Source organism: Shewanella holmiensis (assembly GCF_025370255.1).
In the GTDB taxonomy this organism is placed as follows: Bacteria; Pseudomonadota; Gammaproteobacteria; order Enterobacterales; family Shewanellaceae; genus Shewanella; species Shewanella holmiensis.
Genome location: NZ_JAMTCD010000008.1, coordinates 87,837 through 108,169, shown reverse-complemented (window position 1 = coordinate 108,169; position 20,333 = coordinate 87,837). Strand labels below are relative to the sequence as shown.

Annotated in this window: 17 protein-coding genes; 11 read left to right on the top strand and 6 right to left on the bottom strand. The window is 39.9% G+C overall.

Annotation, left to right across the window (positions count from 1 at the left end; translation table 11 throughout):
• Window positions 1-359: 359 nt before the first annotated feature.
• From yfaE to ubiG, 5 genes are all read right to left on the bottom strand, one after another.
• On the bottom strand, window positions 360-758 hold the full coding sequence (gene yfaE, locus NE535_RS08490) for a class I ribonucleotide reductase maintenance protein YfaE (protein ID WP_261298208.1): 399 nt from the start codon (window positions 756-758) through the stop codon (window positions 360-362).
• Entirely contained in the window at window positions 748-1,878 is a 1,131-nt protein-coding gene (gene nrdB, locus NE535_RS08485) for a class Ia ribonucleoside-diphosphate reductase subunit beta (protein WP_261298207.1), read from the bottom strand. The genes yfaE and nrdB overlap by 11 nt, the downstream gene beginning before the upstream one ends.
• A 77-nt stretch (window positions 1,879-1,955) precedes the next feature.
• Window positions 1,956-4,244 (bottom strand): class 1a ribonucleoside-diphosphate reductase subunit alpha, encoded by a 2,289-nt coding sequence (nrdA, locus tag NE535_RS08480; protein WP_261298206.1) that lies wholly within the window; start codon window positions 4,242-4,244, stop codon window positions 1,956-1,958.
• Window positions 4,245-4,813: 569 nt separating this feature from the next.
• The gene (locus NE535_RS08475; RefSeq protein ID WP_261298205.1) at window positions 4,814-5,500 is read right to left on the bottom strand and encodes an HAD family hydrolase; all 687 of its coding nucleotides are present in this window, start codon (window positions 5,498-5,500) and stop codon (window positions 4,814-4,816) included.
• A 1-nt stretch (window position 5,501) separates the two neighbouring features.
• Complete coding sequence (gene ubiG / locus NE535_RS08470; RefSeq protein WP_261298204.1) at window positions 5,502-6,224, bottom strand: bifunctional 2-polyprenyl-6-hydroxyphenol methylase/3-demethylubiquinol 3-O-methyltransferase UbiG; 723 nt, start codon at window positions 6,222-6,224, stop codon at window positions 5,502-5,504.
• A gap of 379 nt (window positions 6,225-6,603) precedes the next feature.
• On the opposite strand from ubiG, the gene gyrA reads away from it, so the two are divergent.
• Both gyrA and serC read left to right on the top strand, forming a co-directional pair.
• Complete coding sequence (gene gyrA, locus NE535_RS08465) at window positions 6,604-9,300, top strand: DNA gyrase subunit A (protein ID WP_261298203.1); 2,697 nt, start codon at window positions 6,604-6,606, stop codon at window positions 9,298-9,300.
• 173 nt (window positions 9,301-9,473) lie between these two features.
• On the top strand, window positions 9,474-10,565 hold the full coding sequence (gene serC, locus NE535_RS08460) for a 3-phosphoserine/phosphohydroxythreonine transaminase (RefSeq protein WP_261298202.1): 1,092 nt from the start codon (window positions 9,474-9,476) through the stop codon (window positions 10,563-10,565).
• A 57-nt stretch (window positions 10,566-10,622) separates the two neighbouring features.
• Here the strand turns inward: serC and NE535_RS08455 are convergent, their stop codons facing one another.
• A complete protein-coding gene (locus NE535_RS08455) occupies window positions 10,623-11,813 on the bottom strand; it encodes an amino acid aminotransferase (protein WP_261298201.1) in 1,191 nt (396 codons plus the stop codon).
• A gap of 390 nt (window positions 11,814-12,203) precedes the next feature.
• On the opposite strand from NE535_RS08455, the gene aroA reads away from it, so the two are divergent.
• From aroA to NE535_RS08410, 9 genes are all read left to right on the top strand, one after another.
• Window positions 12,204-13,505 (top strand): 3-phosphoshikimate 1-carboxyvinyltransferase, encoded by a 1,302-nt coding sequence (gene aroA, locus NE535_RS08450; RefSeq protein ID WP_261298200.1) that lies wholly within the window; start codon window positions 12,204-12,206, stop codon window positions 13,503-13,505.
• A gap of 172 nt (window positions 13,506-13,677) precedes the next feature.
• Window positions 13,678-14,364, top strand: coding sequence for a (d)CMP kinase (gene cmk / locus NE535_RS08445; protein ID WP_261298199.1), 687 nt, complete (start codon window positions 13,678-13,680; stop codon window positions 14,362-14,364).
• Window positions 14,365-14,501: 137 nt separating this feature from the next.
• Window positions 14,502-16,169, top strand: a complete 1,668-nt coding sequence (rpsA, locus tag NE535_RS08440; RefSeq protein WP_188839695.1) for a 30S ribosomal protein S1 — start codon at window positions 14,502-14,504, stop codon at window positions 16,167-16,169.
• Between the two features lie 79 nt (window positions 16,170-16,248).
• Window positions 16,249-16,536, top strand: coding sequence for an integration host factor subunit beta (ihfB, locus tag NE535_RS08435; protein ID WP_261298198.1), 288 nt, complete (start codon window positions 16,249-16,251; stop codon window positions 16,534-16,536).
• A gap of 122 nt (window positions 16,537-16,658) precedes the next feature.
• A complete protein-coding gene (locus NE535_RS08430; RefSeq protein WP_261298197.1) occupies window positions 16,659-16,967 on the top strand; it encodes a LapA family protein in 309 nt (102 codons plus the stop codon).
• 2 nt (window positions 16,968-16,969) lie between these two features.
• Window positions 16,970-18,130, top strand: a complete 1,161-nt coding sequence (lapB, locus tag NE535_RS08425) for a lipopolysaccharide assembly protein LapB (protein ID WP_261298196.1) — start codon at window positions 16,970-16,972, stop codon at window positions 18,128-18,130.
• A gap of 72 nt (window positions 18,131-18,202) precedes the next feature.
• Window positions 18,203-18,907: an orotidine-5'-phosphate decarboxylase gene (pyrF, locus tag NE535_RS08420; protein WP_261298195.1), complete on the top strand. Its 705-nt coding sequence runs from the start codon at window positions 18,203-18,205 to the stop codon at window positions 18,905-18,907.
• A gap of 38 nt (window positions 18,908-18,945) precedes the next feature.
• Window positions 18,946-19,758, top strand: a complete 813-nt coding sequence (locus NE535_RS08415; RefSeq protein ID WP_261298194.1) for an SDR family oxidoreductase — start codon at window positions 18,946-18,948, stop codon at window positions 19,756-19,758.
• A gap of 13 nt (window positions 19,759-19,771) precedes the next feature.
• Entirely contained in the window at window positions 19,772-20,323 is a 552-nt protein-coding gene (locus NE535_RS08410; RefSeq protein ID WP_261298193.1) for a DUF2058 domain-containing protein, read from the top strand.
• Window positions 20,324-20,333 lie beyond the last annotated feature (10 nt).

Here is a 20,333-nt window from a genome sequence, read left to right as displayed (position 1 = left end):
GTGGTTATTCGATTTAATAACTTAAAATAGCATGACGAGTTTTATGTTGAGGATTGCTTCAATAACAATGTCAATTAATAAGTGTTTTTATATTTAACACACTCCACTAAATACCCTGATGCACATGTTGAGAAACTTGCAATCAAGATGATGTTAATCATTTTGAAACTGTTGATTTATAGATTCAATTTCAATGTGATAAATGGTGAGGATATCACTAAGCTTAATATGAATTATTTTTGTCGATGAAAGTGGTTTTTGTAATGTTTGAACTCTTTCTGTAGAATATTACGCTTATTAACAAGTGCTTGGGGTGTAAGTTTGGTTTGATTTAATTTGATGAGTTTAGTTTTAATGCGTTAGCTTTGCGGTGCTGTTGCCGTTTCAATATCGAAATTTAATGCAGCCGTATCTGTAGATTGGGTTGTTGAGATTTTCTGAATGGGCTTTTTTCGAACAGCTAACTCGACACTATCTATTGATAAAGCAAGATTAAGATCCGTTTGCGGAATACAACAGCAAGGCAAGCATTCGTTTGCTTTAAGTTCAGCTAATGGTTCTTTGATATAAGTCACTTCGCCTGAAATGACTTGGGTTTTACAAGCACCGCAAAATCCATTGCGGCACTCTGAAAACACTTTTACTTTTTTATGTTCAAGCGCCTCAAGCAAGGTTTCTTTCTTGCCATCAAATAAGATAGCAGGTTGGCCTTTGAGGCTAACTATCGGCGCTTTAATAAAAAAATGCTTATAGGTCAAAATCAGAAAACTCGTCGCTGTCAACCGCAGAATCAATTTGGCCAACAAGGTAAGAAGAAACTTCCACTTCCTGTGGAGCCACTTGAACAGCATCACTTTCTAACCAATTTTTCATCCAAGGTAGTGGGTTTGATTGCTCTTCGTAAGGAAGAGGTAAGCCTACGGCTTTCATACGCTGATTCGTGATGTATTCAACATATTGACAAAGGATTTGCTCATTAAGACCAATCATTGAGCCATCTTTGAATAAATATTTGGCCCATTCTTTTTCTTGTTCAGCGGCTTTAAGAAATAGGTCATATGACTCTGAATAACATTCAATTGCTATTTCTGCCATTTCAGGGTCGTCTTTACCGCCTTGCATCAAGCTAAGAATGTGCTGTGTACTGTTTAGATGCAGCGCCTCATCACGGGCGATTAAACGAATAATCTTTGCATTACCTTCCATTAATCGACGTTCTGCAAAGGCAAATGAGCATGCAAAGCTGACATAGAAACGAATGGCTTCTAATGCGTTAACCGACATCATGCAAAGATATAAAGTCTTCTTTAAAATACGAAGGCTAACAGTGACTTCTTGACCACCAATCAGGTGAGTGCCTTCACCATGTAAATTATGAATTTGCGTTAAAAAAATCAAATCATCATAATATTTAGCAATATCACCCGCACGTTTTAAAATCTGTTCATTTTCAACGATATCATCAAAAACAACTGAAGGGTTATTGACAATATTACGAATAATATGGGTATAAGATCGTGAATGAATGGTTTCAGAAAATGACCAAGTTTCTATCCATGTTTCTAACTCTGGGATTGATACTAACGGTAAAAATGCCACGTTAGGAGAGCGACCTTGAATCGAATCAAGTAAAGTTTGATACTTCAAATTAGACAGGAAGATGTGTTTTTCATGTTCAGGAAGACTGGCAAAGTCAATTTTGTCGCGGCTAACATCCACTTCTTCTGGACGCCAAAAGAAAGACAATTGTTTTTCAATTAACTTTTCAAATATCTCATACTTTTGTTGATCGTAGCGTGCAACGTTAACGTTTTGACCGAAGAACATGGGTTCTTGGGTTGCGTCATTCGGTGTTTGACAAAATGTTGAGTAAGCCATGTTTGTTTTCCTAAAAAGCGGGGAAGTTACCCCGCATTTAATTCCTTATTAAAATTAGCAATCAATAAACCTAAGATTTATATCTTGCACGCACCACCGGCACAATCATCATCTTCTTTTTCGATAGACAAAATATCATCGTGTTGATCAGATGCACCGTCACGGGTGTTATGATAATAAAGTGTTTTTACACCAAGTTTGTATGCGCTAAGTAAATCTTTTAATAAGGTTTGCATTGGCACTTTACGGCTTGGGAATTTAGTAGGGTCATAATTGGTATTAGCAGAAATAGCCTGGTCAATAAACTTCTGCATAATGCCCACAAGCTGTAAGTAACCTTCATTATTTGGCATATTCCAAAGTAACTCATATTGATCTTTTAATAGATCAAAATCGGGAACAACTTGCTTTAACTGACCATCTTTACTGGCTTTAACACTGATTAACCCGCGTGGAGGCTCTATACCATTGGTTGCATTTGAAATCTGAGACGAGGTTTCTGATGGCATTAATGCAGATAACGTAGAGTTTCGTAAACCATATTGTTGGATATCTTTACGTAAACCTTCCCAGTCTAAATGTAATGGCTCATCACAAATTTTGTCCAGATCGCGTTTGTAAGTATCAATTGGCAAGATGCCTTTAGAATAAGTGGTCTCATTAAATAACGGACACGCACCTTGCTCTTGAGCTAACTTCATTGACGCTTTTAACAAATAAAACTGGATAGCTTCAAATGTTTTATGGGTGAGGTTGTTTGCTGAACCATCAGAATAACGTTTACCATTTTTTGCTAGATAGTTAGCAAAGTTAATCACACCTATCCCTAAGGTACGGCGATTCATCGACCCCAATTTGGCCGAAATAATAGGGTAATCTTGGTAATCCAATAAATTATCTAATGCTCGTACAGCCAATTCTGCTAAAGGCTCTAACTCTTCCAAATGCTTAATTGCACCTAGATTCAACGCCGATAAAGTACACAGTGCAATTTCGCCATTTGGATCATCGATATTCTTTAATGGCTTGGTTGGCAGGGCAATTTCTAAACATAAGTTCGATTGTTTAATTGGCGCAACTTTAGAATCAAAAGGACTGTGCGTATTACAATGATCAACGTTTTGAATGTAGATACGACCTGTAGAGGCACGTTCTTGCATCATTAACGAGAATAATTCGACAGCTTTGATTTGCTTTTTACGAATAGCTGGATCCTGTTCGTACTGAAGATACAAACGTTCAAACTCAACCTGATCTTCAAAGAAGGCATCGTACAAACCTGGAACGTCAGATGGGCTAAATAAGCTGATATTTTCAGCTTTAATCAAGCGTTGGTACATTAATTTGTTTAATTGCACACCATAATCTAAATGGCGAACACGGTTATCATCAACACCGCGATTGTTTTTCAATACAAGAAGCGATTCAACTTCTAAATGCCATAACGGGTAGAATAGGGTGGCAGCACCACCACGAACACCGCCTTGAGAACAAGATTTGACCGCAGTTTGGAAGTATTTATAAAAAGGTAAGCAACCCGTATGGAAGGCTTCACCGCCGCGTATAGGGCTGCCTAATGCACGAATTCGACCCGCATTGATACCAATACCTGCACGTTGGCTAACATATTTTACAATAGAAGATGCGGTGGCATTGATTGAGTCTAAGCTGTCGTCACACTCGATTAATACACAAGAGCTAAATTGACGCGTAGGTGTGCGTACACCTGCCATAATTGGGGTCGGTAGAGATATCTTGAAGCTAGAAGTCGCATCATAGAAATCTTTTACATATTGTAAGCGGTTCTCTTTTGGATATTTTGAAAACAGGCATGCTGCAACAAGAATGTATAAGAACTGTGCGCTTTCATACACCTCGTGTGTCACACGGTTTTGAACTAAATATTTACCTTCTAACTGTTTCACGGCCGCATAAGAAAAGTTCATATCACGCCAGTGATCAATATAGCTGTCGAGTACATCTAATTCTTCACGGCTATAATCTGCCAGAATATGCATGTCGTATTTACCCATTTCAACTAAACGGGTGACATGGTCGTAAAGCTTTGGTGGTTCGAACTGACCAAAGGCTTTTTTACGTAAATGGAAAATGGCTAAGCGTGCGGCAACAAATTGATAATCAGGTGCTTCTGGCGAAATAAGGTCAGCTGCAGCCTTAATAATCGTCTCATGAATAGCTTCAGTCGGAATACCATCAAAGAATTGCAGGTGAGATCTGAGTTCAACTTCAGAAACCGAAACGTTTTTTAATCCCTTGGCAGCCCAAGTGATCACGCGGTGAATTTTATCTAAATCGATAGTTTCACGTTCGCCACAGCGTTTTGTGACAGTCATATTGCTATTCATTGAAGAGAGGCCTTGATTATATCTGTTATTGTGATTGAGCGCTTATTACAACAGGCGATCGTGTCTAACCACACGGTTACGTTCCCTTGTAAAAACAATCATCCTTAAGCATTAAAGACGACGGTTTGTGACATTTCAGCAAGATAAGTCACCCGTTCAGCTTAAAATAGTGAGTCGTTTATATTGACACACTAGTGTCTGAGATTGTATTTGACACACAAGATATGGTGTTATTTAGAATCTAAGATACAAGATAGTGAGGTTGGCGGCATTTTGCAAGCCACAATTTTCAGAACATCTTGTGGATAAGTTGAGGATAAATGCTGGGGTTAGTAAAAGCTAACCCTACACCCCAAATTTCAATAGCTTTTCTATCTACTGTTGTTTAATTGTTCTAAAAATGAAAAAAGTTTGATCGCTAAAATTATCGTCGATCGCATTAGCGAGCGCATTTTTTTATTGATCTTTAAATCAATGTTTGGATCAAAGACTCATGACAGGAAAATCATTTTAATTGGCCCAAAATGAGTGATTAAATTGTCACAAACCAGTTGTCATTAGAACCATATTTAAGTTGTAACAAAAAAGTCATGTAAACATTTTGAAGTTTTAAAATGTAATTGCCCAGGCCAATGTTCAGGGGTGTCAAAAGCAGACAGATAACCCCAATAGGCAACACCACCGATCATGTTGGCATTTTGTGCCGCAACGAGATCCCTTTCGGCATCCCCTAAATACAAGATATTTGATGCAGGCACACCGATTTGTTGTGCCGCAAGTAACATAGGGGCAGGGTGCGGCTTGGAATAAAGGGTGCTGTCACCACTTATGATTGACTTCATCCTTGAGGTTAAGCCCAGTTTATGGACTAAAGGCCGCGCGAAACATGCATGCTTATTGGTAACAATGCCATATGGAACGTTATTTTCATCTAAATAAGTTAACAGTTTATCAAGCAGGCCAAATAAAACGCTTTTATCGCCATTAATGACTTTATAGTGACTTAATAATGATTGTTGTAACTGGCATTGCAATGCTTCATCAACATTAGGAAGCGCAGCTTTTACTAGGGCGAGACTACCATGGGTTACAGCATGTTTAACCTGTTCAATCTGGCACGTTGCAAAGCCTGCATCTATTAAAGCAAGATTCAACGCGTAGATTAAATCGGGCGCGGTATCAGCAAGCGTACCATCTAAATCAAACAGCACGCCTTTAATCGCTGACTTATCAAGTCCATGGGTTGAAGTTGCCAATTTAATCAATCTTTTGAGTGGCAATCATGTAATTCACATCAACACTTTTACTGTATTTAAATACACCAGATAACGGGTTGTAAATTATACCTAAAGCGTCTTTGCACAGTAAATCCGTTTTATCGACAAGATCAATCAACTCAGACGGGCGAATAAATTTACTATGATCATGGGTGCCAACTGGCAGCATTTTTAACAGATACTCTGCACCAACTATCGTTTGTAAATAAGACATCCAATTTCGGTTAATGGTTGAGAAAAACACATAACCATTCGGTTTAACCATGTCGCAACAGGCTTGAATAACCGATAAGGGGTCTGGTACATGTTCAAGCATTTCCATGCAAGTGACGACATCGTAATAACCTTTATGGCTATCCCTATGTTGTTCAGCGGTACTTTTTATGTAGTTTACCGTGACACCACTTTCTAAGGCATGAAGACGAGCAATGTCTAACGGCTCATCACCCATATCGAGTCCATCGACATGGGCACCAATTTTAGCCATGCTTTCTGATAAAATCCCACCGCCACAGCCAACATCAAGCACTTTTTTAGCAAAAATGCCCTTTGAGGTTTGATCGATATAGTTAAGTCGTAACGGATTTAATTGATGCAATGGTTTGAATTCACCATTTGGATCCCACCATGTTTGAGCCATTGCTTCAAATTTCGCAATCTCTTGTGGATCGACATTTATATTAGAAGAGGTTTCAGTAGACATGCGGTACCTAATTTATCCATTATTGATTATGTCGACATTATATCGACTCAAACAGTTTTTAATAGCGCTAAAATATCGCATTGCGTGTGATCAGCCTCGATAATCAAAGTGAAGCGCATGTTATTTGAACAATTAATCGAGTTGATACTCACATATCTGTAATTTAGGATAAATTTTAGCGTAATTTTATTGAATACAAACTTTGCTAACTTATTGTCACATTTGTTAATTCGTATTTTTTTTATCCCTAAAATCAAATTGGTTTCGGTTTGCTCTAGCGACAATATATATCTGTGTTAGAATGCCAAATCACGTTTTAAAGCTCGACGATAATATGGAATAAAAGTCGTCAGCTCAATTTCAGGGGAACGCGCAGTTTATGACTGATCTGGCTTCATCTATTTCGCCAATTAATATTGAAGACGAACTAAAAAATTCGTATCTAGATTACGCTATGAGCGTAATTGTGGGTCGTGCATTGCCTGACGTGCGTGACGGCTTAAAGCCGGTACACCGCCGCGTATTATTTGCGATGAGCGAACTAAAAAACGACTGGAACAAACCTTATAAAAAATCCGCTCGTGTTGTTGGTGACGTTATCGGTAAATATCACCCGCATGGTGATACTGCTGTTTATGACACTATCGTTCGTATGGCGCAGCCATTCTCGTTACGTTACACCTTAGTAGACGGCCAAGGTAACTTCGGTTCGGTTGACGGTGACTCAGCGGCGGCAATGCGTTATACCGAAATTCGTATGGAAAAGTTAGCCCATTCTTTATTGGCTGATTTAGAGAAAGAAACTGTAGATTTTGTACCTAACTACGATGGTACTGAATTTATTCCTGCTGTATTACCAACACGAGTGCCGAACTTATTAATTAACGGCTCTTCAGGTATTGCGGTAGGTATGGCGACCAATATTCCACCACACAACTTAAGTGAAGTGGTCAAAGGCTGTTTGGCATTAATTGATGAACCTAGCTTATCGATTGAACAGTTAATGGAATACATTCCTGGTCCAGATTTTCCCACTGCTGCATCGATTAACGGACGTAAAGGCATTATTGATGCTTATAACACCGGCCGTGGTCGCGCCATTATGCGCTCTAAAGCCGACGTTGAAACCGATGAAAACGGCCGTGAGCGTATTATTGTTCATGAAATTCCTTATCAAGTTAACAAAGCACGTTTAATTGAAAAAATTGCTGAGCTTGTTAAAGATAAGAAAATCGAAGGTATCAGTGGATTACGTGACGAGTCTGACAAAGACGGTATGCGTATTGTCATTGAAATTAAACGCGGTGAAGTAGGCGAGGTTGTACTTAACAACCTATATGCGCAAACTCAAATGCAATGTTCTTTTGGTATTAACATGGTTGCCCTAACGAATGGTCAGCCTAAGTTATTCAATCTAAAGGAAATGCTAGAGTGCTTCATACTTCATCGTCGTGAAGTTGTCACTCGCCGTACGGTATTTGAATTACGTAAAGCTCGCGATCGTGCTCACATACTTGAAGCATTAGCCATTGCATTAGCTAACATTGACCCAATTATTGCGTTAATTAAAGCCTCTCCAACTCCAGCTGAAGCCAAAGCCAAATTAATATCCCAAGGTTGGGAATTAGGCCACGTTCAAGGCATGTTGGAAAAAGCTGGTGATGATGCAGCACGTCCAGAATGGTTAGAACCTGAATACGGTATCCGTGATGGTCAGTACTATTTAACTGAACAGCAAGCGCAAGCCATTCTTGAATTACGTTTACATCGTTTAACCGGTCTTGAACACGAAAAAATTCTGAGTGAATACGAAGAATTATTAGTGCTTATTGCTGGATTGCTGCTGATTTTGCGCAGCCCAGAACGTTTGATGGAAGTCATCAAAGAAGAATTGCAAGAGATCCTTGAGCAATACGGTGATGAGCGTAGAACCATTATTAACGCTAATGAAATTGATATGAGTCTTGAAGATTTGATCAATGAAGAAGACGTTGTGGTAACGCTCTCTCACTTGGGCTATGCCAAATACCAGCCATTAACAGATTATCAAGCGCAGCGTCGTGGCGGTAAAGGTAAAGCCGCTACCAAAGTTAAAGATGAAGATTTTGTTGAAAAACTATTAGTAGCTAATACCCATGATACGATTCTTTGCTTCTCTGATTTTGGTAAAATGTACTGGTTAAAAGTTTATCAATTACCGCTTGCAAGTCGTACGGCTCGTGGTCGACCCATTGTTAACTTATTACCGTTATCTGATGGTGAGCGTATTACCGCGATTTTACCTGTTCGTGAATATGCTGATGATAAATTTATTATCATGGCTACCGCGCACGGTACTGTAAAGAAAACAGCCTTAACCGCTTATAGCAACCCACGTGCAAACGGAATTATTGCTGTTAACCTTAAAGAAGGCGATCAGCTTATTGGTGTTGATATTACTGAAGGTAGTGACGACATCATGTTGTTCTCTAACGAAGGTAAAGTGGTACGCTTTAACGAGAAAGCTCGCGATTCTGAAACTGGTGCAGTGAAAATTGACCCTGAAACCGGTGAAGAAATCATTGCGCTACGTCCGATGGGTCGTACTGCAACGGGTGTTCGTGGAATCAAGTTAGAAGAAGGCCAACGCGTTGTATCCTTGATTGTTCCTAAGGGTGATGGTGCCATTTTAACTGTGACTGAAAACGGTTACGGTAAACGAACTGAGCTTGAAGAATATCCTGCTAAGAGCCGTGGCACTAAAGGTGTGGTTTCAATCAAAGTAAGCAGTCGTAATGGTGCCGTTGTTGGTGCTGTTCAGGTTGGTAGTAACGATGAAATCATGTTAATTAGTGACAAGGGGACTTTAGTACGTACTCCCGCTGAAGGTGTATCTGTGATTGGTCGTAACACCCAAGGTGTCACTATCATTCGTACAGCTGAAGATGAAAAAGTGGTTGGCTTACAACGTATTGAAGAAATTCAATCTGATGAAGAGTTAGATGAAGAAGGTAATCCAATTTTAGTTGATTCAACTGAGTCTGAAGATGTTACGGTTGAAAACACTGAAGTAGAAGAGTCAGACGAACAAGAGTAATCTTGTGGTTTACTTAAATGAAAACGAGCGCCTATGGCGCTCGTTTTATTTTACGGAAAAAAATTCATCAAAAACGACTCATAAAGCACTATTCATCAGCTAATAAAGCCCTTAGTATTACATGTCTATTATCATCTAACTGATATCAATAACATTGAGTGAAGGAGTTGTCTGTGAGCACAATTTATAATTTCTGTGCAGGTCCTGCGATGTTGCCTCAACCGGTAATGCAAAAAGCACAACAGGAATTAATTGATTGGAATGGCTTAGGGGTTTCCGTAATGGAAATCAGTCACCGTAGTAAAGAGTTCATTGCTTTAACACAGCAAGCTGAAAAGACACTCCGTGAGCTCATGCATATTCCACAAAACTATCATGTGTTATTCATGCATGGTGGTGGCAGGGCACAATTTACCAATGTGGTCACTAATTTCTTGGGTAATAACGGACGCGCTTTATATTTAACATCAGGGCAATGGTCTAGTTCAGCTGTTAAAGAAGCCAAACGTATTGCCGGAGAATCGCAGATTGATGAGATCAATATTGTTGAAACCATTAATGGCTTACATCAGGTGTGTTTGCCTGATCTAAACCAAATCAACAAAGATTATCGATTTGTGCATTATTGCGCGAATGAAACCGTTGACGGTATTGAAATATTTGAGTCACTTACTAGCCCTTGGCCGATTGTTGCTGATTTATCATCAACCATTATGTCTCATGAAATTGATGTCAGTAAATTTGGTCTTATCTATGCGGGCGCCCAAAAAAATATCGGCCCTTCTGGTTTATCGATTGTGATTGTACGCGATGATATGTTGTCATTGCCTAGTTTAGTACAATCTTCAGTGATGGATTACAACATCACTAAAGATAATGACTCGATGTTCAATACTCCACCCACATTTGCTTGGTATTTAGCTGCTGAAGTATTTGAATGGCTAAAAAGTGTCGGTGGCGTCAGTGCCATGGAAAAAATCAATCAACAAAAAGCGCAATTACTTTACGAATGTATTGATCTACTCCCATTTTATAAAAATGGTGTTGCCATTGAAAATCGATCTAGAATGAACGTAACATTCCAACTGGCTGATAGTGCGTTAGATAGTCAATTTTTAGCGGACGCAGAGCAGGCGGGGTTAGTGGCCTTAAAAGGACACCGTATAGTCGGTGGTATGCGTGCAAGTATTTACAATGCTATGCCAATTGAAGGCGTACAAAAATTAGTTGTGTTTATGCAAGAATTTGCCAAGCAACACAGTTAGTATTAACGATTAATAGCGATAATAAAAAGGGCTGATGAATCAGCCCTTTTTAAATTTTTACAATATTGATGCGATTGATTTTGCTAAGTAGTCCACATTCGACTCACTGATCCCAGCAATGCTGATCCGGCTTGAACCCACCATGTAGATACTGTGTTGCGATTTAAGTGTTTCAACTTGAGTTTGATTAACGCCTAAGAAAGAAAACATCCCTTTTTGTTGAGCTATAAAACTAAAATCCTGCTCAACACCGTTTTCAATTAATTTATTAACCAACATGCTGCGATTACCGTTAATACGGTTACGCATCACAGCTAATTCATCTAACCACTGCTGTTTTAAATCTGCGTCCGCTAAAATGGTTTCAACAATTGCGGCACCATGAGCTGGCGGCATAGAGTAGATACAACGTACGACATATAATAATACCGAAAATGCCACATCAGTTTGAGCAGCATCTTTGCCAATAATAGAGCAAGCACCAATACGTTCACGATATAAGCCAAAGTTTTTCGAACATGAGCTACATAGAATCATGTTTTCTACGGCTGCTGCCATTTGACGAACACCATAAGCATCTTCATCAACGCCATCACCAAACCCTTGATATGCCATATCAATAAGTGGTGTAAAACCTTGTTTTGCCGTCACACTAATGACTTCATCCCATTGTTCTGTGGTTAAATCCATACCGCTTGGGTTGTGGCAACATGCGTGTAAAAGCACAACATCATCTTTTGATACCTGATTTAACGCTGCAAGCATTTGCTCAAATTTTAATGATTTTGTGTCGTAATCATAATAAGGATAAGTTTTAACAGTTATTCCCGCAGCTTCAAATAATCCTGTGTGGTTCGCCCATGTAGGATCGCTCACCCATAGCACCGCATTAGGGCGGCAACGTTTAATGAAATCTGCAGCAACACGAAGTGCGCCTGTGCCGCCGGGGGTTGAAACTGTTCTAATACGATTGGCAATTAAAGCGACATGATTTTTACCAAAAGCGAGTTCGGTCATTAATTGATTGAACAGAGGTGAACCAGTAGGACCAATATAAACCTTAGTATCTTCAGAATCCGTACGTCGTTGTTCAGCCACTTTTACGCAAGCAAGAATAGGAGTGTGACCCTGCGGATCTTTATAAACCCCCACGCCCAAATCTACTTTTTGTGGATGTGAGTCAGCACGATATTGAGTCAACAAACCTAAGATAGGATCAGCAGGCATGGCTTTTAATAATTCAAACATGAGAAGACCTTTTAATGAATGACATTTCTTTTTATATTCAGCTAGGATAGCGCGCTTTAAACACTTAGTTAAAGCCCTTATTTATCTCAAATCAGTTTAATTGCTAAGTTGAGAATATTTCAGTTGGAAACTAATAATGACATACAAAAAATACTGTCATCTTTACCCACAATCTGCTGTAATGGCTTCCCATTACATAGAGTGGCATTTTATTCAATAAAGCTGATAATCTCGCCGTTAATCGTGAAAATGACTTGAAACCTGTGGTTCATTCATTAATGTATAGCGACTATGGTGAATGTAATTAAATAGTTCCAGTTATTTTATGTTCACCATAAGGTCACTACAGTTTGAATCCTGAATTTAATTAATTGATAGAAGAAGACATACATGAAGCAACTGCATTTAGAGCCTATCGAAAAGATGAATGGCGAAATTAATATTCCAGGTTCGAAAAGTATCTCTAACAGGGCATTGTTGCTAGCGACTTTAGCTAAAGGCACCACAACACTCACAAATTTACTCGACTCTGACGACATTCGATATATGTTAGCCTCACTTAAACAGTTAGGTGTTAAATTTGAGCTCAGTGAAAACAACACAGTGTGCAAAGTTCAAGGCCTTGGTGGTGTATTGAATTCAGTTGAGCCGCAAACGCTTTTTCTTGGAAATGCCGGTACCGCTATGCGTCCACTATGCGCAGCCTTAACCTTAGGGCAAGGGCAGTTTACTTTAACGGGCGAACCTCGTATGGAAGAAAGGCCTATTGGAGATTTAGTAGACGCTTTACAACAACTTGGTGGTGCTATTACTTACCTTAAAAATCCGGGGTTTCCACCACTAACTGTCAATGCGACGGGGCTAAACGGTGGTGATGTTGAGATTGCAGGTGATTTATCAAGCCAATTTTTGACCGCTTTGTTGATGGTCGCACCTTTAGCAAAAGACAGCGTTAATATTGTGATTAAGGGAGAGCTGGTTTCAAAGCCCTATATTGATATCACTATCGCATTAATGAAGCAGTTTGGTGTAGAGGTGATTAACCATAACTATGCTCGTTTTGAAATTATCTCCGGTCAGCGGTATATTTCGCCTGGTAAAGTGCTTGTTGAAGGGGATGCCTCTTCAGCATCTTATTTTTTGGCTGCAGGTGCCATTTGTGGCGGCGATGTAAAAGTGACTGGCGTAGGAAAACTCAGTATTCAAGGTGATGTAAAGTTTGCTGATGCACTTGCAGCTATGGGCGCCGAAATTGAGTGGGGAGATGATTTTATTATAGCAAGAAAGTCGTCTTTAACTGCCATTGATATGGACATGAATCACATACCAGACGCGGCAATGACGATTGCGACTGCAGCTTTGTTTGCTAAAGGCACTACATCTTTACGTAATATTTATAACTGGCGAATAAAAGAAACCGATCGATTAGCTGCAATGGCGACTGAACTGCGTAAGGTAGGTGCCATAGTAGAGGAAGGGCACGACTACATTACCATCACGCCACCTAACACAATCAATACAGCTGCAATTGATACTTATAATGATCATCGAATGGCGATGTGTTTTTCATTAGTGGCATTTGCTGATTGCGGCATCACCATTAATGATCCAGATTGCACCTCAAAGACATTCCCAACGTATTTTGACGAGTTCCAACGCTTATCAACTCATTCTATTAATCAACTTAAATAACCCTGAAGCCTTGTTTGCCAACGAGATTGTCATATAAATTGCCAATCTCGTCTGCTTTTGAGTAATTTTTTAGCCCATTAAAGGTTTTTTAATTAGAATTGATATACAATACCGCCGCTTAATTTTGGGTAAAACTTTTTATATTCATGGATGATGTTTTTCGGAGGAATTTATGACTGAACGGGCTCCAATCGTGACTGTGGATGGTCCTAGCGGTGCAGGTAAAGGGACGATATGTCAGTTATTATCCAAACATTTAGGATGGCATTTATTAGATAGCGGTGCAATTTATCGCGTACTTGCCCTTGCAGCTATTCATCACGATATAGAATTGAGTAATGAAGAAGCATTAACCTTGATGGCCGCTCACTTAGACGTGCAGTTTTTAACGAATACTGACAGTAATGCCATTAAAGTTGTGCTTGAAGGCGAAGACGTGACTACAACGATTCGTAGTCAAGAGTGCTCTGATGCTGCATCTAAAGTCGCCGCCTTACCGCGTGTTCGTGAAGCATTATTACGCCGTCAACGTGCCTTTTCAGCAATGCCTGGACTAGTGGCAGATGGCCGAGACATGGGAACTGTTGTGTTTCCTCAAGCGCCCGCGAAAATTTTCTTAACCGCTTCAGCTCAAGAGCGAGCGGAAAGACGCTTTAATCAGTTGCAGGACAAGGGCTTCGATGTTAAAATCGACCGCCTTTTAGCTGAGATTATAGAACGAGATGAACGTGATATTAATCGTTCAGCCTCACCTTTGGTTCCAGCTGAAGATGCATTAGTTATCGATACTAGTGGTATCTCAATTGAAGGCGTACTTGCTCTTGTATTAGAGCATGTAAACAAAAAAATTACGGACTAGTTAAGATTTATAGTAACTTTATTAGTTATTTAAGCTAAACTAGCTGTAGGTATTCACGTTAAGGATGACGTGGATAATATTACTAGACTCCACATCTAGGATGGATGGTGGTTTATTACATAAAGTAACTTAAAAACATGACTGAATCTTTTGCTGATCTATTTGAACAATCCCTTCAAACTCTTGAGTTCCGTCCAGGTTCTATCGTTCGTGGTACAGTTGTTGCCATCGAAAACGGTATGGTACTTGTAGACGCAGGCCTTAAGTCTGAAAGCCCAATTTCTGCTGACGAATTCAAAAACGCACAAGGCGTTTTAGAAATTCAAGTTGGTGACGAAGTTGACGTAGCGCTTGACTCTGTTGAAGATGGCTTTGGTGAGACTCAATTATCTCGCGAAAAAGCTAAGCGTCATGAAGCTTGGATCGTTCTAGAAAAAGCGTACGAAGATGCTGAAACTGTAATCGGTATCATCAATGGTAAAGTTAAAGGTGGTTTCACTGTTGAATTAAACGGTATCCGTGCCTTCTTACCAGGTTCTCTAGTTGATGTGCGCCCAGTTCGCGACACCGCTCACTTAGAGTACAAAGAATTAGAATTCAAAGTTATCAAGCTAGACCAGAAGCGCAACAACGTTGTTGTTTCTCGTCGTGCTGTTATCGAATCAGAAAGCAGTGCTGAGCGTGATGCACTTCTTGAAAATCTACAAGAAGGCCAAGCAGTTAAAGGTATCGTTAAGAACCTTACTGACTACGGTGCATTCGTAGATTTAGGTGGTGTTGACGGTCTATTACATATCACAGATATGGCATGGAAACGTGTTAAGCACCCATCTGAAATCGTTAATGTTGGTGACGAAATCAACGTTAAAGTACTTAAGTATGACCGTGAGCGTACTCGCGTATCACTAGGTCTTAAGCAACTTGGCGAAGATCCATGGTTAGAAATCAGCAAGCGCTACCCAGAAAACACACGTTTAACTGGTCGCGTAACTAACTTGACTGACTACGGCTGTTTCGTGGAAATCGAAGAAGGCGTTGAAGGTCTAGTACACGTTTCTGAAATGGATTGGACTAACAAGAACATTCACCCATCTAAAGTTGTTAACTTAGGTGATGAAGTTGAAGTGTTAGTTTTAGACATCGATGAAGAACGTCGTCGTATTTCTTTAGGCTTAAAACAGTGTAAAGTTAACCCATGGGATGACTTCGCTACTAAGTTTAACAAAGGCGACAAAGTATCAGGTAAGATCAAGTCAATCACTGACTTCGGTATCTTCATTGGTCTTGACGGCGGAATCGATGGTCTTGTTCACTTATCTGACATTTCTTGGAACGGTACTGGCGAAGACGCAGTTTCTGAATACAAGAAAGGCGATGAAATCCACGCTGTAGTTCTTTCAGTAGACCCAGAGCGTGAACGTATCAGCCTAGGTGTTAAGCAAACTGAAGATGATCCATTCAATGCATATTTAGCTGACAAGAAGAAAGGCACCGTAGTACACGGTACCGTTGCTGCTGTTGATGCTAAAGGTGTTACAGTTGAACTAGCTGAAACTGTTGAAGGTTATATCCGTGTTGCTGACATTTCTGCAGAGCGCATCGAAGATGCATCTACAGTATACTCAGTAGGTGATGCAATCGAAGCTAAGTTCATGGGTGTGGATCGTAAGAACCGTTCTATCAGCTTATCTATCAAAGCGAAAGATGAAGCTGAACAGAAAGAAGCGATTGCAACTTTGAACAAGCAAGACGATGCTGTAATCAGCAACGCAATGGCTGAAGCTTTCAAAGCAGCTCGTAAGTAATCGAAAATCGTCTGTTGTATGGGGAGTATCCCTCCCCATTAGGCGACTGTGTTTGGCTTGGAAATAGGGGATAGCTAGGATGACTAAATCTGAACTTATCGAAAAACTCGCCACCAGGCAGTCGCAACTGTCGGCGAAAGAAGTTGAAAGTGTTATCAAAGAAATGTTGGAGCAAATGGCAACAACATTAGAAACCGGTGATCGTATTGAAATCCGTGGATTTGGTAGCTTTTCTCTTCACTATCGTGCACCACGTGTTGGCCGTAATCCTAAAACTGGAACCTCAGTTGAGTTGGAAGGCAAATATGTACCGCACTTTAAGCCGGGTAAAGAACTGCGCGAACGTGTCGATGCTGTTAATCAATGATTAACGCTTGAGTAAAAAGCCTCCAGTTGGAGGCTTTTTTGTATCTATTCAAAGTCAAAGCTGGTCAGCACAGTAAATATCTTGGATAATCATTTTATTGCTTTGTTCAAATGGAGAATCGCGTGAAGTCTTTTTTCGCAATTATTATTGTAGGACTGTTGTTTATCTTGGCCTTATTATTCGGTGCTAAAAATGAACAGATAGTCACTTTAAGTTACTTTGTCGCCGAAGGTCAGTATCGTTTACCCGTTGTATTAGCTGTCGTATTTTTAACTGGATTTGTGTTGAGTTGGTTGCTTGCCAGTTTTTATATTATGCGAATGAAACTTGCTTTACGAAAGGCGAACAAAAGCCTTGCCAAATTAGGGGACGTTCAAACAGAAAATAGTAAAAGCTTAGCGGCACAGCCCCACGTGGATATCGCACCTTAAATATGCTTGAAATACTGTTTCTATTATTGCCTATCGCAGCGGGTTACGGCTGGTATATGGGGCGGAGAAGTATTCTGCAACGTGATAGTCAAAAAAGTAAAAAATTAAGCCGTGATTATTTTACGGGCTTAAACTTTTTGCTTTCAAATGAATCAGATAAAGCCGTCGATCTTTTTATTAGTATGTTAGATGTTGATGATGAAACCATAGATACACATCTCTCATTAGGCTCACTATTTCGAAAACGTGGCGAAGTTGACCGCTCGATTCGTATTCACCAAAATTTAATTGCCAGACCACACTTAACCACAGAGCAGCGTGATATTGCGATGATGGAATTAGGTAAAGACTATATGGCAGCAGGTTTTTACGATCGCGCCGAAGAAATTTTTCTTAACTTGGTTAATCAAGATGACCATAGTGAAGAAGCTGAGTCACAATTGATTTCTATTTATCAAGTCACTAAAGAGTGGCAAAACGCCATTAACGTGACCCAAAAGCTTCCCAAAAAACGTCAACAGGTGTTTAAATGCACCACAGCGCATTTTTATTGCCAGCTCGCAGATGAAGCATCTGATACACAAATTAAAATCCAAAAGTTACATTCTGCAATTAAGCAGGATGAAAATTGTGGTCGCGCCTGGTTAGCTCTGGCAAACATATACTTAGATAGTCTTCAGTTTAAAGAATGCAAACAAGCGCTGGTACAATTGTTAGATGCGGATCACGTACTTTTCCCTGATTGTATAAATATTGCTAAACAGGTTTACCGCCAAACATCAGATTGTGATGGTTATGAAAAATTGCTCAGTGAAGCATTAGCTAAAGGCGCTGGTGCAACGGTTGCTATTGCATTAGCGGAACATCAAATTAGCAAAGATAACAGTGAAAAAGCCGAAGCTATGATGCTGGATAATCTATATCGACACCCTACAATGAAAGGGTTTCAGCATTTAATGAAACTCCATATTCAACAAGCCGAAAATGGCAAGGCTAAGCAAAGTCTAGCTATGCTTGAAAAGTTAGTAGAACAGCAAATTAAATATCGCCCAAGTTATCGTTGCCATGAATGTGGTTTTCCTGCGCATGCTTTGTATTGGCATTGCCCATCATGTAAGCAGTGGGGCAGTATAAAACGTATTAAAGGGTTAGACGGAGAATAGTTTACTTCTCTGTAATTACAGAACATAAATCAATATTATTTAAAAGCACTAGATGTTTAAGTTGGAGACAGTATGACGGATAAACCGATTGTTGTGGCATTAGATTACGACAACAAAGCTGATGCCTTAACGCTTATCGATAAATTAGACCCTGCAATGTGTCGATTAAAGATTGGCAAAGAGATGTTTACTTTGTTCGGACCAACATTAGTTAAGGATATCCATAATCGTAATTTCGATTTGTTTTTAGATTTAAAGTTTCATGATATCCCTAATACGGTTGCTAAAGCAGTCAGTGCTGCTGCAGACTTAGGCGTTTGGATGACAAACGTCCATGCTAGTGGTGGCTTAGCCATGATGCAAGCAGCCAAAAATGCACTAAAATCACACGGCAAAGATGCACCATTATTAATCGCCGTAACGGTTTTAACCTCAATGTCAGATGAAGATTTGGCGTTACTTGGTATCAATGTGCCTGCATTCGAACATGTATTACGCTTGGCTAAACTGACACATCAAGCGGAGTTAGATGGTGTAGTTTGTTCGGCTCAAGAAGCAAAATTGCTAAAATCTACTTTTGGTGAAGATTTTAAGTTAGTGACTCCTGGAATACGCCCAGCGGGAAGTGACGCTGGTGATCAACATCGCATTATGACACCGCCACAAGCTATCGCTGTCGGCTCAGATTATTTGGTGATTGGTAGACCTATTACCAAAGCTGTTGACCCATTAGCGGCATTGACGGCAATTCATCAATCGTTACAAACTCAAGTTTAAGTTTTTATCGACTCACTGCATTTTTATAAGGATTAAATATGTTTGATTATACTAACCAGAACGTTGTTGTGGTCGGTGGTACCTCAGGTATTAACTTACAAGTTGCAGTGAGCTTTGCCAACGCCGGGGCCAATGTGGCTGTTGCCAGCAGAAATATTGAGAAAGTGAATGCTGCTGTGGCATTATTAAAACAAGCTAACCCAAACGGCAACCACCTTGGTGTCAGTTTTGATGTGCGTGATGAACACGCTTTAGCACAAGGTTTCACTATTATTGCAAAATCATTTGGCCATATTAATGTACTAGTCAGTGGCGCCGCAGGTAACTTCCCCGCCAGTGCAGCCAAACTCTCTAATAACGGTTTTAAATCTGTTATCGATATTGATCTCATTGGTAGTTTTCAAGTGTTAAAGCAAGCTTATTCGTTACTTAAGCGCCCAAATGCTTCTATCATTCAAATTTCAGCCCCACAAGCCTATATCGCAATGCCGCTTCAAGCACATGTTTGTGCAGCTAAAGCCGGGGTTGATATGTTAACTAGAACCTTAGCAATTGAATGGGGAATCGAAGGCGTTAGAATTAACTCGATTGTGCCAGGCCCTATCGCTGACACTGAAGGTTTTAATCGATTAGCGCCCAACGATGCTTTGCAGCAAAAAGTTGCCTCAAGTGTGCCATTACAACGCAATGGTCAGAAACAAGACATTGCTAACGCCGCATTGTTTTTAGCTTCAGATATGGCCTCTTATATTACAGGTGTAGTTTTACCTGTAGATGGCGGTTGGTCTTTGGGTGGCGCCAGTATCGCAATGACCGAATTAGGCAGCATGGCTGTAAAACAGGGTTTATAATTAAGGATTTACTATGGCGAATGCATTACAAGAACAGTTACTTAAAGCCGGTTTAGCCAGCAAACAAAAAGTAAAAAATGCTAGAACACAACAGCGTAGAGATAAAAAAGCAAAAGTTGATGATGGCAGTGCAGCATTGAAACAACAAATTGCGGAACAAAAATTACAGCAAGCGAATAAAGACAAACAATTAAATGAACAGCGATTTAAAGAGGCAACAGAAAAAGGCCAAGTAAAAGGTTTAATTACCGAATTTACACGCTTTGCCATTACACTGCCTAAAGAGGCTGAAACCAAATTTAATTATACGTTAGAAAACAAAATCTATTCTGTTTACATTAACGACAAAATTCAAGCTCAACTGCTTAATGGGTCGTTAGGTATTATACGTTATGAAGACAAGAGCTATTTAGTGCCACATAAACTGGCTGTTAGAGTTCAGCTTTTAGTGCCTCAGTGGTGTGGCTATCTTTGGGATGAAACGGCAAATAATGCGGTAGAGCAGGTAAGTGATGCAGATGATCCCTATGCCGACTATGCGATTCCAGATGATTTAATGTGGTAATCAACATGCT

What these genes read in the sequence shown, in the direction of transcription:
- nrdB (WP_261298207.1), bottom strand. Translation starts at nt 1,878, where the DNA reads ATGGCTTACTCAACATTTTGTCAAACACCGAATGACGCAACCCAAGAA.
- nrdA (WP_261298206.1), bottom strand. Translation starts at nt 4,244, where the DNA reads ATGAATAGCAATATGACTGTCACAAAACGCTGTGGCGAACGTGAAACT.
- ubiG (WP_261298204.1), bottom strand. Translation starts at nt 6,224, where the DNA reads ATGTCTACTGAAACCTCTTCTAATATAAATGTCGATCCACAAGAGATT.
- gyrA (WP_261298203.1), top strand. Translation starts at nt 6,604, where the DNA reads ATGACTGATCTGGCTTCATCTATTTCGCCAATTAATATTGAAGACGAA.
- NE535_RS08455 (WP_261298201.1), bottom strand. Translation starts at nt 11,813, where the DNA reads ATGTTTGAATTATTAAAAGCCATGCCTGCTGATCCTATCTTAGGTTTG.
- aroA (WP_261298200.1), top strand. Translation starts at nt 12,204, where the DNA reads ATGAAGCAACTGCATTTAGAGCCTATCGAAAAGATGAATGGCGAAATT.
- cmk (WP_261298199.1), top strand. Translation starts at nt 13,678, where the DNA reads ATGACTGAACGGGCTCCAATCGTGACTGTGGATGGTCCTAGCGGTGCA.
- rpsA (WP_188839695.1), top strand. Translation starts at nt 14,502, where the DNA reads ATGACTGAATCTTTTGCTGATCTATTTGAACAATCCCTTCAAACTCTT.
- ihfB (WP_261298198.1), top strand. Translation starts at nt 16,249, where the DNA reads ATGACTAAATCTGAACTTATCGAAAAACTCGCCACCAGGCAGTCGCAA.
- lapB (WP_261298196.1), top strand. Translation starts at nt 16,970, where the DNA reads ATGCTTGAAATACTGTTTCTATTATTGCCTATCGCAGCGGGTTACGGC.
- pyrF (WP_261298195.1), top strand. Translation starts at nt 18,203, where the DNA reads ATGACGGATAAACCGATTGTTGTGGCATTAGATTACGACAACAAAGCT.
- NE535_RS08415 (WP_261298194.1), top strand. Translation starts at nt 18,946, where the DNA reads ATGTTTGATTATACTAACCAGAACGTTGTTGTGGTCGGTGGTACCTCA.
- NE535_RS08410 (WP_261298193.1), top strand. Translation starts at nt 19,772, where the DNA reads ATGGCGAATGCATTACAAGAACAGTTACTTAAAGCCGGTTTAGCCAGC.